Raw genomic sequence first — 14,400 nt, forward strand, 5'->3', positions numbered from 1 at the left:
CCACTCCTGCGCAGCGGTCCCTCAACTCGTAGATGAAAGTTGTACGTTCGACAGGAGCGGACCTACTGCAAAGGAGCACAGGTATGGCGACCCGGCTCGGACTCGGCCTCCCCCAGAACAAGCAGTACGACCTCGGCCGTGATGTGCCCGACGTGGCACGCACCGCGGAGCGGATCGGCTACGAGAGTCTGTGGGTGTACGAGCGGCTGCTGGTCCCCGAGCCCGCGCGGCAGGGCCTGTACGGCGTCGAAGGCCTGCCCTGGCCGGACTCGTACCGTGGCGTGGCCGAGCCCCTGGTCACCCTCACCCTCGCCGCGGCGGCCACCGAACGGGCCCGGCTCGGCACCAGCGTCCTCGTCGCCCCGCTGCATGTGCCGTTCCAACTCGCCAAGGCGCTCGCCACGTTGGACGCGGTGAGCGGCGGGCGGGTCCTCGCGGGCCTCGGCACGGGCTGGTCGCACGACGAGTACGCGGCCGCCTCCGTCCGCCCGTTCGAGGAGCGCGGCCAGGTGCTGGACGAGTTGATCGAGGTGTGCCGGGCCGTCTGGGGCCCGGACCCGGTGTCGTACGAGGGGCGTGTCACGACGGTCAATCCGTCCGTGGTCGGCCCCAAGCCCGCCCGGCCCATCCCGATCCTGCTGGCGGCGGGATCGGCGAAGGCCCGGCGCCGACTCGTCGACCACGCCGACGGCTGGCTGCCGGTCGGCATGGGAGGCCCCGAGGTGCTCGCCGCACAGTGGAAGGAACTTCAGGAACTGGCTGCCGAGCGCGGGCGCACCGAGCCGATCCAGACCGTTCTGCGCGCCAACCCCCGTTACCGGGCCGGGGGTTACGCCGGTACCGACCGTCAGCCGTTCCACGGCAGCGTCGACCAGATCGTCGAGGACCTGGTCGCGCACGCCGAGGTCGGCCTGGACGAGATCCTCATCGACCTCCAGCACGACCTACGGGACGCACAGGAGCTCAAGGATCTCGCCGCCGAGGTGTACGAGAAGGCACGCGCGGCCGGGATCTAGGGGCTGCCCCTAGTCCTCGGGCAGCTCGACCGGCGCGATCTCGTCGTACACATCGCCCGGCCCCGGGTTGGCGGCATCCGTCTCGCCGCCGAAGTGGTGCATGACGCCCCAGACCGCGTTCAGCGCGGTCTGGATCGCGCCTTCGGCCCAGCCCGCCGTCCAGGAGATGTCGTCGCCGGCGAGGAAGATGCCACGCTTGTCCTCGGCCAGCCGGTCCTGCATGAAGTGCGTGAACAGGCGCCGCTGGTAGCGGTAGTGGCCGGGCAGGTTGGCCTTGAACGCGCCCATGAAGTAGGGCTCGTTCTCCCAGGAGACGGTCACCGGGCTGCCGATGATGTGCTTCCTGATGTCGACCTTCGGGTAGATCTCGCCGAGCGACTTCAGCATGACCTCCATCCGCTCGTTCGCGGACAGCGGCAGCCACTTCAGGCTGTCGTCGCACCAGGTGTAGGAGAGGCAGATGACGGCGGGCTTGTCCGGGCCGTCGTCGAGGAGGTAGGTCCCGCGCGTCATACGGTCGGTGAGCGTCATCGACATGACGTCCCGGCCCGTCGGATTTCCCTTGTCGTCGACGGCCTTGTCGAGCCAGAAGGGCCGGTCGACGGGCACGAACAGCTTGCTGGACTCCATGTAGTGGGTGCGCTCGATGGCGGTCCAGTGGTCGATCGGGAAGAGCGAGTCGTCGCAGGCGATCTTCGACAGCAGCATCCAGGACTGTGCGGTGAAGATCGCCGCCTGGTAGGTGCGGATGTCGCCGTCCGCGTCCGTCACCGTGATCCGGTTGTTCGCCGTGCGGTGCAGCCGGGTCACGGCCGGGCGGGGCGCGCCGTCCACATGCAGGGACTTGAGGGACGTCCCGTACGGCCAGTGGACGATCTTCTCCGGCTCGCGCTCCCAGAGCCGGAGCGGGAGCTGCTGGCTGCCGCCGACGATGCCGCGGTGGTGGTCGTCGGCCTCGGTGTAGACGACCCGCAGGATCTCCAGGATGGAGTTGGGGAAGTCGGTGTCCCAGCCGCCCGTGCCGAAGCCGACCTGGCCGAAGATCTCGCGGTGGCGGAAGGACTTGAAGGCCTCGGAGTCGCAGAGGAAGCCGTAGAAGGTCTGGTTGTCGAGCTTCTCGACCAGCTTCGCCCAGATCTCACGGATGCGCGGCACGTCCCGCTCGCGCAGGGCGCGGTTCATGTCGGAGAAGTCGGCGCCCTCTTCGAGGCACTTGTTCCATGCCTCGGCGACATCGCGGTAGACCTGCGGCAGGTCGTCGACGGTCTCGGCGTAGTGGGACTCGCCCTTGAGGTCGACGACGGTCGAAGGGGTCGCCTCCGCAAGGGGGTTGGGGAAGGGGCGGGTCTCGAGTCCGGCCAGGTCGATGTAGTGCTGGAGGGCCGTCGAGGAGGGCGGGAAGCGCATCGCGCCCATCTCGGCGGTCAGGCCTTCGGTGTCGGGGCCGTCGAAGCCGACGGTCCGCAGCCGCCCGCCGATCTGGTCGGCCTCGTACACGACGGGCTTGAGGCCCATCTTCATCAGCTCGTACGCGGCGACGATGCCGGACAGTCCGCCGCCGATGACCGCGACCTCGGCGCCGTGCTCGGTCGCCGGTATCTGGCCGAGGCCCGCCGGGTGGGCGAGGAAGTCGTCGTACGCGTACGGGAAGTCCGGGCCGAACATGGTGATCGGCGGCAGCTGGCGCTCGTCTGCGTGCTCGACGGCGTTGGGCACGGTGGACGTCATGGGGTACGGACTCCTTGCACAGAAAGTACGGGGTGAGGGATTCAGACGAGGGACCCGTAGAGGCCGGGGCGGCGGTCCTTCAGGTACGGGTTCGCCGCGCGGGAGGCGGTGAGGAAGGCGGGGTCGGCGTCGGCGAACACCAGCTCCTCGCCGCGTCCGGCGCGGGCGCGGGCGACCCCGTCGGGACCGGCCAGCGCGGAGAGGCCGACGAAGTCGAACTCCCCTTCCTGGCCGACCCGGTTGACGTAGGCGACGTACATCTGGTTCTCGAAGGCGCGCACCGGGATCATCGACTCGGCGACGAACTGGAAGGGGTGCATCTGCGCCGTCGGCACGACGAGGAGGTCGGTGCCGGCCAGGGCGTGGGCGCGGACGTTCTCCGGGAACTCGACGTCGTAGCAGATCATGAGGCCGACGGTGAGTCCGCCGAGCTCGGCCTGGACGACCGGCTGCTCGCCGGGGGTGAAGTGGTCGTGCTCGAAGCAGCCGAAGAGGTGGGTCTTGCGGTAGTTGGCCAGGCGGACGCCCTCGGCGGAGATCAACTGGGCGGAGTTGAAAACGGTCTCGCCGTCGCGCTCCGGGTAGCCGTACGCGATCGCGAGCCCGTGCCGACCGGCGATGTCGGCGATCGCGTCCGCAGAGTCGCCGTCGGCGGGCTCGGCCAGGCGGGCGATGTCGTCGCCGATCGCGTACCCGGTCAGGAACATCTCCGGCGCGGCCAGCAGCGTGGCGCCCGCGGCGGCGGCACGGCCCGCGGCGGCGTCGAGGACCTTGAGGTTCTCGGCGACGGAGCCGGGGCGGCCGGAGCTCTGGAGCAGGGCGGTGCGCATGCGTGTTCCTCACCGGTACGGAAGATTCAGGGGGCCATATAGAAGGTACGAGCGAGGAGCTCGGGCGGACAAGAAGGAGCCGTTGCGCGCCGGTGAGCGGTTTGTTGCGTGCACCATCCGTCCGGCGGCGATTCGTTGCGCGCCCCTGAGCGGAGCTCCGGTCACGGGAGATCTCAGGGTGCTGCCCTGGCACCCGGGCTTCCAGCGCCCCATAGGGGCGCGGGGAACTGCGCGACCAGCCACGACGCACCCGCAGCCAAGACACAACGCACCCCGCGGAGCGCTAAAGCTCCCGCAACCGCTCAATGATCTCCCGCAGCAGCTCAGGATCAGCGGCCGGCCCACCAGGCGCCACCCGCCGCGGCACATCGACCCGCACAAGCCCGGCCTCGGCCAGATCCCCGAGCAGCACGCGTACCACGGTCAGCGGCAGATCCGCGTCCGCGGCGAGCTCGACGACGGGCCGGGGCCGGTGGCGCACCAGGGCGAGCAGGGCGGAGCCGGCGTGGTCGACAGCCGGCCGCGCCTCGCCGTGCACGGCGGTGACCTGTGACATCAGATCGATGTGATGCCGGTCGGAGGGCCGGGTCCGGCCCCGTGTGACGGTGTACGGCCGCACCATCGCCCCGGTCTCGTCCTCGTACCAGTGCTCGTCGCTCACGGCAGGGACGTCCGCGCCGGCACGTCCTCCGCCCCCTCGGCGCCGCGCCCCACCTCTGCCAGCACCTCCTCCGGCAGGGACACCACCGCCGTCGTCCCGCCGTACGGCGACGGGCCCAGCGCGACCTCGATCCCGTGCCGGGCGGCGAGGCGGCCGACGACGTACAGTCCGAGCCGTTCATGCCGGGTCGGGTCGAAGTCGTCCGGGGTCGTGATCGTCCGCTGTGCCTCTTCCCGTTGCCCGGCGTCGAGGCCGAGGCCCCGGTCGTCGATCTGCAGGACGAAGCCGCCGTCGGTCCGTGCGGTGCGCATGGTCACGCGGGTGTCCGGCGGCGAGAACACCGTGGCGTTCTCCACGAGTTCGGCGATCAGGTGGACGACATCGGCGACGGCGTCCGCCGCGACGCCCACCCGGGGCATCGGCGGCACCTCGACCCGGGCGTACGCCTCGATCTCGCCGACCGCGGAGGCGACGACGTCGGCGACGGGCACGGGGCGCCGCCATCTGCGGCCGGGGGCCGAGCCGGACAGGACGATCAGGTTCTCGGCGTGGCGCCGCATACGGGTGGTGAGGTGGTCGATGCGGAAGAGCTGCTGGAGAACGTCCGGGTCGTCCGTGCGCCGCTCCAGCGTGTCGACGAGCTTCAGCTGCCGGTGCACCAGGGACTGGTTGCGGCGGGCGATGTTGAGCAGCACCGCGGAGAGCCCACGGCGCAGCTTCGCCTGCTGCACGGCCGCCTCGACGGCCGCGAGCCGCGCGGTGTTGAAGGACCGCCCCACGTCGCCGATCTCGTCGCCGCCCGCCTCCTCGTCCGCCAGCGGCGGCGCCTCCGCGACCGCATCCACCTCCTCGCCCGCACTCAACCGCGCCATCACATCGGGCAATTGACGGGTCGTCAGCAGATCGGCGGCATCACGCAGCGTCTCCAGCCGCCGCGAGATCCGACGGGCACCCCGCACCGCGAACCACGACGACAGCCCCACGGCAGCCAGCCCGACCACCCCCACGACGGCGGCCTCGGCCAGCTCCCGGTAGGCGAACTCCCGTCCCCGGCCTGCCGAGTTCCTGGCGGACCGGGTGCACAGCTGCATGTACCGCTTGACCGCCCGGTCGGTGGTGGAGCGCCAGGAGTCGGCGGCCACGGCATCGCCCGCCCCGGACGCTCCCGCCCGCAGCAGCGTGTCCTCGCTGCTCACCAACTCCCGGTGCAGTTCGCCGCGTTGGAAGTCCTCGAACAGCGCCCGCGAGTCGCCCGGCAGATCGGGCACATACGTCCGCTCGAAGACCCGCCGGTCCTCGATGGCCGCCGTGAGCGTGTCGTACTGCCGGTCGGTCAGCGTCCCGGCGGCCCGCGCACCGGCGACCAGCGCGTCCTCCCGCGACACGAACTCCCGTACCCGGACCAGCTCGACGACGACCTGGGCCTCCCGCGCCAGTTGCCCGGCCTGCAGCGCGGTGAGCGTCGACTCGACGTCGAAGCCGGGTTCCACGAGGGCGCTGTACTCGCTCACGGCCCGGTCCCAGGAGATGTCCCGGGACAGCACCCGCTCCCGCAGCCCCTCCAGCCTGCCGGTTGTCGCCATCATGGTGTCCAGCGCCTGCCGCTGCCGCCCGGAGAGCCGGTCCCGGTCTCCGGACCCGATCGCGTCGCGCATGGCGTCCACGGCCCGGTCCGTGCGGCGCTGCTGCTCCAGCAGGCCGGCGACGGCCGTCGTACGACCGCCCGTGCCCAAGTACGCCGCCGAGAGCCGCCGTTCGATCTGGATCTGCCCGATCGCCGTGTCGACGGGGGTGCCGTAATCCTCGTAGACGCCCTGCACCCGGAGCAGCGCGCGCAGCTCGCCGGTGACGGACACCATGGCGAAGCTCCACAGCACCAGCAGGGCGAGCACCGGAGCGAGCGCGAGCGCGACGATCCGGGCGCGGACCGTGGTGGGACGGCCGATGAGCCGGCGCAATGCTCTCCCCCTGCCCGAAATGATGCAGTACTCGCCAGTGTTACCCGCCAGTAGCGAACGCCGCACAACCTACGGGATGCTCCGCCGGGACCGCAATGGCCACCTGAGCACCAGCAGCATCGCCGTCACCAGATACGGCACCGCGAACAGCACGAAGGCGGTGCTGTGCGCGGCACGCGTCTCGATCGCCGCGTACCCGCCGTACGCCGCGACCGTGGCGAGGTCGCTGCCCAGGCCCGCGACCGAGGTCAGGGTGGCCCGGTGCGCGTCGCCGATCCCGTCGATGCGGTGCTGGAGCCGGACGTCGGCCAGCACCGTCGCCAGCTGGAAGCCGCCGAAGGCGACGGCCAGTAGGCCGAGGGCGACGGGCGTCCCGGCCGCGGCGCCCAGGGCCATGGCCAGCGCGGCCGGCGCGAGGACCGCCGCCAGTCCCGCCGTGCCCAGGCGTTCGCACGGCCCGGCCAGCAGGCCACCGGCGGTCGCTCCCGCCCAGATCAGCAGGAGCAGGTAGGGGACCGTCGTCTCCGCCACGCCGGTGTCCCGCACCAGCAGCGGCGTGTACTCGTCGAGCGCCTCCCACACGGCCCCGACCGCCGGGACGAGCAGCAGCCCTCCGCGCAGCGACCGGTGCCGGCGGACTTCGGCGAGCCCGTCCCGCAACACCGTGGCCCAGTCGTCGCCCGAGTCCTTGGGCACCGCTCGGTCCTCCGGGAACCGGGTCGCGACCCCGGCGCTCGCCAGACAGGCCAGCACGCTCGCCGCCCCGACGGCAAGATAGCCGCCCCAGGCGAACACGGGTCCGGCGAGCGCCATGGCCGCCATGACCGCGACGTGCCCGGCGGCCCGGGCCCGGCCCATGATCCTGGCGTACCGCTCGGCCTCGCCGCGCCGCTCCAGCTCCTCGTACACCAGCGCCTCCAGCGCGCCGGAGGCGAGCGCTCCGCGCGCGCCCCACAGGACGAAGCCGAGGGCGAAGGCCCAGTACGACGGGGCGAGCACCCACAGGGCGAAGCCGGCGGCGGTGAGCAGCGGGCCGAGCACCAGCAGCAGCCGCCGGGAGACGGCGTCGGCCCAGGCGCCGGAGGGGACCTCCAGCACCACGCCGGTGAGGGACCAGAGGGCGAACAGGGAGGAGATCTGCCAGACGGACAGACCGGTGTCGCTGAACAGCAGCGCGTACACCGGGTAGAGCAGGACGAAGTCGTCGAGGAACGCATAGCCGTACAGCGTGGCCGTGAGTCGGCGGACGCCGGTGCCGGCGGGCACGCGCGCAGGTGAGAGTGTCATGAGGCCTTCCCGCAGGGACGGATCGGATGCCGGAGGTACGGCGTCCGAGGCGGCCCTCGGGAGGCACGGCTGGTGGATCAATGTCGCCAGGTCATGGCACCGATGGTAGGCGCGGACCCGGCGCGTTCGCCCGGGAAATTACGTGGGCGAGCCCGACGAGAAGCGGCGCAGCAGCGGCGACAGCACCAGGACGGACTTGGTGCGCTCGACGAACGGCTCCCCGGCGATGCGTTCCAGGACCCGTTCGAAGTGCCGCATGTCGGAGGCGAAGACCTGCACGATCGCGTCCGCGTCGCCGGTGACCGTGGAGGCGGCCACGACCTCCTGGTAGCGCTCCAGGCCCCGCCGGATGGTGTCCGGCGAGGTGTTGTGCCGGCAGTAGATCTCGACGAACCCCTCGGTCTCCCAGCCCAGGGCGCCCGGGTCCACCCGTACGGTGAAGCCGGTGATGGCCCCGGTGGCGCGCAGCCGGTCCACGCGCCGCTTCACGGCGGGCGCGGACAGGCCGACGAGCTGCCCGATGTCCGCGTAGGAGCGGCGGGCGTCCTCGGCGAGGGCGTGCACGATGCGTTCGTCGAGATCGTTCAGCACTGCTGGTGGTTCACTTCGCTTCTGGTGTGGCGAGAACTTCTGTTGCGGGAACTTCTCGGGTGGCAAGACGGGAGCGGCGATAGCCGTACCCGAAGTAGAACACGAGCCCCACCGCCATCCAGACACCGAAGACGACCCAGGTCACGGCGGACAGGCTGCCCATCATCCAGACGCAGAACGCGAAGCCCAGGGCGGGCAGGACCGGCGACAGCGGGACGCGGAAGGTGCGGGGCATGTCCGGGCGGGTCCGGCGCAGCACGACCACGGCGATGTTGACCAGCCCGAAGGCGAAGAGCGTGCCGATGCTGGTGGCGTCGGCGAGCTGGCCGAGCGGGATCGCGGCGGCGAGGACTCCGCAGAACAGGGAGACGATGACCGTGTTGGCGCGGGGTGCCCCGGTCTTGGGGTGGACCTTCGCGAACACCTTGGGGACGAGCCCGTCCCGGGACATCGCGAAGAGGATGCGGGTCTGGCCGTAGAGCACGGTCAGCACGACGCTCGCGATGGCGATCACGGCGCAGGCGGCGAGCAGGGTGCCCCAGAAGGACTGGCCGGTGACGTCGCGCATGATCTGGGCGAGCGCGGCCTCCGAGTCGTTGAACCGCCGCCAGGGCTTCGCACCGACGGCGACGGCGGCGACGAGGACGTACAGCGCGGTGACGATGACGAGCGACAGCATGATGGCCCGCGGCAGGTCGCGCTGTGCGTTCTTGGCCTCCTCGCCTGCGGTGGAGGCGGCGTCGAAGCCGATGTAGGAGAAGAAGAGCGTGGCACCGGCCGCGCTCACTCCCGCCATGCCGAGCGGCATGAAGTGCGCGTAGTTCCCGGACTTGAACCCCTGGATGCCGATGGCGCAGAACAGCACCAGCGCGGCGATCTTCACACAGACCATGACCGTGTTGGCGCGGGCGGACTCCCGGGCGCCACCCAGCAGGAACGCCATGGCCAGCAGGACGACGATCAGCGCGGGCAGGTTGAAGATGCCGCCGTCGCCGGGCGGGGCGGACAGGGCGTCCGGGATGGTGACGCCTATGGTCCCGTCCAGGAGCTCGTTGAGGTACTCGCCCCAGCCGACGGCCACCGCGGCCACCGAGACGCCGTATTCCAGGACCAGGCACCAGCCGCAGATCCAGGCGATCAGCTCGCCCATGGTTGCGTATGCGTACGAGTACGAGGACCCGGCGACCGGGATGGTGCCCGCGAGCTCGGCGTAGGACAGGGCCGAGAAGAGCGCGGTCAGACCGGCGATCACAAAGGACAGGGTGACGGCGGGACCGGCCTTCGGCACGGCCTCGCCGAGGACCACGAAAATGCCGGTGCCGAGGGTCGCGCCGATGCTGATCATGGTGAGCTGCCACAGCCCGAGGGAGCGCCGCAGGGTACCTCCCTCACCCTGGCCGCCCTCCGCGACCAGGCGTTCCACGGGCTTGCGCCGCATGAGGCGCGCGCCGAGGCCCGGGGACGGCGGGGCGTTCGTGGTGCGGCCTTGCGGGGGTGCGCCTTGGTCGAGCACGCGCTGACTCCTTCGTCATTTCGGTCAGGGCGGTGGGGACGGGCGGCACTCCTGCGCATGCAGGAACCCACCGAGCGGGGTCCCCGCCACGCCTTGTACAGCGCTTGACCCTATGCGGCATCGCTTCACGGGCGTAATGCAGCAACCTTGCATGTGTCCGCAAGATCATTGCGTTCATCGCAACCGTGCGTGATTTCGTTGCGCGGGCGTGTTCGGACGTTGCGAAGGGCCGGCTACGCCAACCGCTTGATCAGGAACGTGCACGGGTCGACGCACTCGCGCTTCACGCCGTCCGTGCCGACGTAGGCGCAGCGGTCCAGGTAGTCGACCACCGGTCGGTATCCCAGCCGTGCGTACAGCGCGGCGGCGCGCGGATTGTCCCGGCCCACACCGATCCCGACCTTGTACAGGCCGCGTTCCCGCGCCAACTCCTCGGCGGCGCCTATCAGTTGGGTCCCGATGCCGCGCGAGCGCAGTTCCTCCGGCCGGACGCCCAGCCCGCCGATCTCGGGGCAGTCCAGGACGACTTCCGGCACAGTGGAGCCCGGCCACGAGAACGGCCCCCGATTTTCAACGGGGGCCGCGCACAAGGGACTTGGCTCAGCTCCAGCTGGCGTGCAGCGGCTTGCCCTCCGCGTAGCCGGCCGCGCTCTGGATGCCGACCACGGCCTTCTCGGTGAACTCCTCCAGGGAGCCCGCGCCGGCATAGGTGCAGGAGGAGCGCACGCCCGCGATGATCGAGTCGATCAGGTCCTCGACGCCGGGGCGGGCCGGGTCGAGGAACATCCGGGAGGTGGAGATGCCCTCCTCGAACAGCGCCTTGCGGGCGCGGTCGTACGCCGACTCGTCGGAGGTGCGGTTACGGACCGCACGCGAGGACGCCATGCCGAACGACTCCTTGTAGAGGCGGCCGCCCGCGTCCTGCTGCAGGTCGCCCGGCGACTCGTAGGTGCCCGCGAACCACGACCCGATCATCACGTTGGACGCACCGGCCGCGAGGGCCATCGCGACGTCGCGCGGGTGGCGGACACCGCCGTCGGCCCACACGTGCTTGCCGTACTTCTTCGCCTCGGCCGCGCACTCCAGGACCGCCGAGAACTGCGGCCGTCCGACGCCGGTCATCATGCGGGTGGTGCACATGGCGCCGGGTCCGACACCGACCTTGATGATGTCGGCGCCCGCCTCGATGAGGTCCCGGACCCCCTCCGCGGCGACGATGTTGCCGGCGACGATCGGCACCTGCGGGTCGAGCGCCCGTACCACCTTGATCGCGCCGATCATCGACTCCTGGTGGCCGTGCGCCGTGTCGATGACGAGCGTGTCGACGCCCGCGTCCAGCAGCTGCTTGGCCTTGCCCGCGACATCGCCGTTGATGCCGACGGCGGCGGCGATGCGCAGCTTGCCCTGCGCATCGGTGGCCGGCGAGTACAGCGTGGCGCGCAGGGCGCCCTTGCGGGTGAGGATGCCGGCGAGGCGGCCGTCCTTGTCGACGGCGGGCGCATAGCGGCGGTTGGCGTGGTCGAGCCGGTTGAACGCCTCGCGCGGGTCGATGTCCGCGTCCAGGAGCAGCAGATCCCGGGACATGACGACCTCGAGCTGGGTGAAGCGGTCCACGCCGGTCAGGTCCTGGTCGGTGACGACACCGACGGGCCGGCCGTCCTCGTCGACGACCACGCCGGCGTTGTGCGCGCGCTTGGGCAGCAGCGCCAGCGCGTCGGCGACGGTCTGGTGCGGGGCCAGCACGATCGGGGTGTCCAGGACGTGGTGGCGGCTCTTCACCCAGGAGACGACGTCGGTGACGACCTCGATCGGAATGTCCTGGGGGATGACGACGAGGCCACCGCGCCGGGCCACCGTCTCGGCCATGCGGCGGCCGGCGATGGCGGTCATGTTGGCGACGACCAGCGGGATCGTGGTGCCCGTGCCGTCCGGGGAGCTGAGGTCCACGCCCTGCCGCGAGCCGACCGCACTGCGGCTCGGGACCATGAAGACGTCGTCGTACGTCAGGTCGTACGCGGGCTGGATGTCGTTGAGGAAACGCACGTGCTGCACATCCCAGTCGATCAGAGGTGGCCCCCGGACAGGTCAGCCAGGGGGAAGAGCACGTACTTCATTGTCCCATGTCGGCCGGAATGCGTTGCCCGGACGAATCATCCAGGCAGGTCAGGGTGCCTTAGGAGGAAGCTCCAAGAGCGAGCGCGACGGTCGCGGCGGAGGCGTGCGAGAACACGTCGATGGCGGTCTCCCACTCGTCGGGACGCTCCTCGGCGTACGACCGCCAATTGCGTACGACGACCAGCAGACCCTTCTCGTCGGCGCCCTCGGGCCACACACCCGGGTCGGAGAGGACGTCGGCCAGCGCATCCCAGTTGTGGCCGAAATAGTCCGGCAGCCGCAGGTCCCGGGCGCACCGGTCCATCAGGCCCGCCTTGTCCGTGACCCCGTCGAGGTCCAGCGTGACCACGAGCTGCGTCATCTCAGTACCGCCCTGAACGTGTTGTAGTGATCATCGGTGTAGTAGATCTCGCCGCCCTGCCCGGTGACAATGCGCCGGGCCCCGCGATCGCGCGAGCCCGGCGTCGGCACGGTGTACTCGTGGTAGTAGCCCCGCTTCTGCTTGGGCAGCAGACCTTCGAAGTTCCCGAAGACGATGCCGTCACGCGCGTACGGGAAGGGGCCGCCGTTGTCGATGAGGGCCAGCGTCTGCCGTGCCTCGGCGGGGAGTTGGGACACCCGGACGGTGGCCGGACCGTCTGCCCATCCGGATCCGGAGTCGGTGGCGGAACACCCCACCACGAGGACCAGAAGACACAGAAGCAGACGAGGGACGAACCGCAGCACCATGCGCCCGATGCTGCCACGGCCCGTCCCCTCATGACGCACTGTCAGGGCCCGTCCGGGTCCGCCCTGTTGAGCGCCGGCCGCGGTGTCGGACCCGCCGTCATCAGCACGTCCGCGGCCGATGTGTCCGTCACCAGGCTGGTGACGAGCCCGGAGCGCAGCACCGCGTCGATGGCGGACGCCTTGCGCGCCCCGCCCGCGATCGCGACGACCTCGGGGATACGGCGCAGCTGGTCGGCCTTGACGGTGATGCACCGCTCGCCGAGGTCCCGGCCGACCCGGCGGCCCTGGCCGTCGAAGAGGTGCGCGGACATCTCGGCGGCGACGCCGAGGGAGGCGTAGTGCGCACGCTCCTCGTCGCTGAGCATGTCGTGCACCGTCGAGATTCCCGGCTCCCATGAGCCGATGGAGACACAGGCGACGGTGACCTTGTCGAAGTACTCGAAGGCCCGGGCGATCCCCGTCTGGTTGCGCAGCGCCGCCGCGGTCGCCGCGTCCGGCAGCAGCATCGGCGCGTAGATGGGGTGCGCGTCGCCGCCCGAGACCTGCGCGGCACGCCGTACCGCCTCCACCGAGCCGCGCTCGGCGGTCCCGGCGTCGTAGACACCCGTCAGCTGCACCACCGTGCACGGCGGCAGCCGGTCCAGGGCCGCGGCCATGTGGATGGTGGAGCGGCCCCAGGCCAGGCCGAGCACATCGCCCTCGTTGACGAGCTCGCCGAGCAGGTCGGCGGCCACCTCACCGAGGTTCTCGGGGTCGGGCGACTCCTCGGCCTCGGCCGGGGACTCCACCACGACGGCGTGCCTGAGGCCGTAGCGGGCGCGCAGCGCGTCAGAGCGCTCGGCGTCCAGCTCGGCCGGGACGCGGATCTCGATGCGTACGAGATCCCGTTCGAGAGCGGTCTCCAGGACCCGGGCCACCTTGAAGCGGCTGACGCCGAACTCCTCCGCGATCTGGATCTTGGACTTGCCCTCGAGGTAGAAGCGGCGGGCCATGGCCGCCGCCTGCACCAGCTCAGCGGGTCCCATCCGCACTGCTGACCGGCCCGCCGACATACCCGACACGGCGATCTCCTCACTGCTGTTCACACTCTGGATTCGCCGTTCATCCTTGCAGATCCGGCGCACTTGATCCGCCCTGATGGGCGCCGTTCACGTTGTCTTGGCTCAGTGGTCGCACGCCCAGCTCGCCTTGGCGGTCGCCGTCTCCGCCTGCGTGCGCAATGCACGTACCGCTTGCGCCGGATCCTCCGCCCCGTACACCGCCGAACCCGCCACGAAGACATCCGCGCCGGCCTCGGCGCAGCGCTCGATGGTGGACGCGGAGACCCCGCCGTCGACCTGCAGCCACAGCTCCAGGCCATGCTTGCTGATCAACTCGCGGGTGCGGCGAATCTTCGGGAGCATGATGTCGAGGAACGCCTGCCCGCCGAAGCCCGGCTCGACCGTCATGATCAGCAGCATGTCGAGCTCGGGGAGCAGGTCCTCGTACGGCTCGATGGGCGTCGCGGGCCGCAGTGCCATGGAGGCGCGCGCCCCCTTGGCCCGGATCTCCCGGGCGAGCCGCACCGGCGCGGCGGCCGCCTCGACGTGGAAGGTGACGGACGAGGCCCCCGCTTCGACGTACTGCGGGGCCCAGCGATCGGGGCCCTCGATCATCAGATGGCAGTCCAGCGGGGTGTCCGTCGCACGGGCCAGGGACTCTACGACCGGCACGCCGAGCGTGAGGTTCGGGACGAAATGGTTGTCCATGACGTCGACGTGGAGCCAGTCGGCTCCTTCGACCGCCTTCGCCTCGTCCGCGAGGCGGGCGAAGTCGGCGGACAGGATGCTGGGGCTGATCTGCGGGGCCATGACCCAAGCCTGCCATGTCCGGGCACGTTTGTTCGCGCCGGTCCAGACCTGGGCCGTTCAGCCCATGCCGCGGGCGGGCGGTGCGTGCCATTCTCGGTGGCCGATCGGCACCACGTACGACT

At 70.9% G+C, this 14,400-nt stretch carries 14 protein-coding genes; 1 reads left to right on the plus strand and 13 read right to left on the minus strand.

From position 1 onward, the window contains the following. The first annotated feature begins 83 nt into the window (after window positions 1–83). Window positions 84–1,016, plus strand: a complete 933-nt coding sequence (locus P2Q00_RS20700; protein WP_275774107.1) for an LLM class F420-dependent oxidoreductase — start codon at window positions 84–86, stop codon at window positions 1,014–1,016. A gap of 9 nt (window positions 1,017–1,025) precedes the next feature. On the opposite strand, the gene P2Q00_RS20705 is transcribed toward P2Q00_RS20700, so the two are convergent. From P2Q00_RS20705 to rpe, 13 genes are all read right to left on the minus strand, one after another. Next, a complete protein-coding gene (locus P2Q00_RS20705) occupies window positions 1,026–2,744 on the minus strand; it encodes a flavin monoamine oxidase family protein (RefSeq protein WP_275774108.1) in 1,719 nt (572 codons plus the stop codon). A gap of 41 nt (window positions 2,745–2,785) precedes the next feature. Continuing rightward, entirely contained in the window at window positions 2,786–3,574 is a 789-nt protein-coding gene (locus P2Q00_RS20710; protein ID WP_275774109.1) for a carbon-nitrogen hydrolase family protein, read from the minus strand. Window positions 3,575–3,857: 283 nt separating this feature from the next. Then, complete coding sequence (locus P2Q00_RS20715) at window positions 3,858–4,235, minus strand: DUF742 domain-containing protein (RefSeq protein WP_275774110.1); 378 nt, start codon at window positions 4,233–4,235, stop codon at window positions 3,858–3,860. Further along, on the minus strand, window positions 4,232–6,193 hold the full coding sequence (locus P2Q00_RS20720) for a sensor histidine kinase (RefSeq protein ID WP_275774111.1): 1,962 nt from the start codon (window positions 6,191–6,193) through the stop codon (window positions 4,232–4,234). Before P2Q00_RS20720 ends, P2Q00_RS20715 begins: the two co-directional genes overlap by 4 nt. A gap of 69 nt (window positions 6,194–6,262) precedes the next feature. Continuing rightward, a complete protein-coding gene (locus P2Q00_RS20725; protein WP_275774112.1) occupies window positions 6,263–7,480 on the minus strand; it encodes an MFS transporter in 1,218 nt (405 codons plus the stop codon). Window positions 7,481–7,618: 138 nt separating this feature from the next. Then, a complete protein-coding gene (locus tag P2Q00_RS20730; RefSeq protein ID WP_099927428.1) occupies window positions 7,619–8,071 on the minus strand; it encodes an Lrp/AsnC family transcriptional regulator in 453 nt (150 codons plus the stop codon). 10 nt (window positions 8,072–8,081) lie between these two features. Continuing rightward, complete coding sequence (locus tag P2Q00_RS20735; RefSeq protein WP_275774113.1) at window positions 8,082–9,584, minus strand: amino acid permease; 1,503 nt, start codon at window positions 9,582–9,584, stop codon at window positions 8,082–8,084. 233 nt (window positions 9,585–9,817) lie between these two features. Next, window positions 9,818–10,120, minus strand: a complete 303-nt coding sequence (locus P2Q00_RS20740; RefSeq protein WP_425579508.1) for a GNAT family N-acetyltransferase — start codon at window positions 10,118–10,120, stop codon at window positions 9,818–9,820. Window positions 10,121–10,184: 64 nt separating this feature from the next. After that, window positions 10,185–11,627, minus strand: coding sequence for a GuaB1 family IMP dehydrogenase-related protein (locus P2Q00_RS20745; RefSeq protein WP_275774115.1), 1,443 nt, complete (start codon window positions 11,625–11,627; stop codon window positions 10,185–10,187). Between the two features lie 130 nt (window positions 11,628–11,757). Further along, window positions 11,758–12,060, minus strand: coding sequence for a barstar family protein (locus P2Q00_RS20750; RefSeq protein WP_275774117.1), 303 nt, complete (start codon window positions 12,058–12,060; stop codon window positions 11,758–11,760). Then, window positions 12,057–12,428 carry a guanyl-specific ribonuclease gene (locus P2Q00_RS20755; protein WP_275774118.1) on the minus strand — a complete coding sequence of 124 codons (372 nt, stop codon included), beginning with the start codon at window positions 12,426–12,428 and terminating at the stop codon, window positions 12,057–12,059. Before P2Q00_RS20755 ends, P2Q00_RS20750 begins: the two co-directional genes overlap by 4 nt. A 41-nt stretch (window positions 12,429–12,469) precedes the next feature. Further along, complete coding sequence (locus P2Q00_RS20760) at window positions 12,470–13,513, minus strand: sugar-binding transcriptional regulator (RefSeq protein ID WP_275774119.1); 1,044 nt, start codon at window positions 13,511–13,513, stop codon at window positions 12,470–12,472. A gap of 78 nt (window positions 13,514–13,591) precedes the next feature. Next, entirely contained in the window at window positions 13,592–14,278 is a 687-nt protein-coding gene (gene rpe / locus P2Q00_RS20765) for a ribulose-phosphate 3-epimerase (RefSeq protein ID WP_275774120.1), read from the minus strand. Between the last annotated feature and the right edge of the window lie 122 nt (window positions 14,279–14,400).

It is taken from the genome of Streptomyces coacervatus (genome assembly GCF_029223485.1).
GTDB lineage: Bacteria > Actinomycetota > Actinomycetes > Streptomycetales > Streptomycetaceae > Streptomyces > Streptomyces coacervatus.

Excerpts from the sequence above, each read along its gene's own strand:
- P2Q00_RS20705 (WP_275774108.1), bottom strand. The coding sequence starts at position 2,744 with ATGACGTCCACCGTGCCCAACGCCGTCGAGCACGCAGACGAGCGCCAG.
- rpe (WP_275774120.1), bottom strand. The coding sequence starts at position 14,278 with ATGGCCCCGCAGATCAGCCCCAGCATCCTGTCCGCCGACTTCGCCCGC.
- P2Q00_RS20710 (WP_275774109.1), bottom strand. The coding sequence starts at position 3,574 with ATGCGCACCGCCCTGCTCCAGAGCTCCGGCCGCCCCGGCTCCGTCGCC.
- P2Q00_RS20700 (WP_275774107.1), top strand. The coding sequence starts at position 84 with ATGGCGACCCGGCTCGGACTCGGCCTCCCCCAGAACAAGCAGTACGAC.
- P2Q00_RS20725 (WP_275774112.1), bottom strand. The coding sequence starts at position 7,480 with ATGACACTCTCACCTGCGCGCGTGCCCGCCGGCACCGGCGTCCGCCGA.
- P2Q00_RS20755 (WP_275774118.1), bottom strand. The coding sequence starts at position 12,428 with ATGGTGCTGCGGTTCGTCCCTCGTCTGCTTCTGTGTCTTCTGGTCCTC.
- P2Q00_RS20750 (WP_275774117.1), bottom strand. The coding sequence starts at position 12,060 with ATGACGCAGCTCGTGGTCACGCTGGACCTCGACGGGGTCACGGACAAG.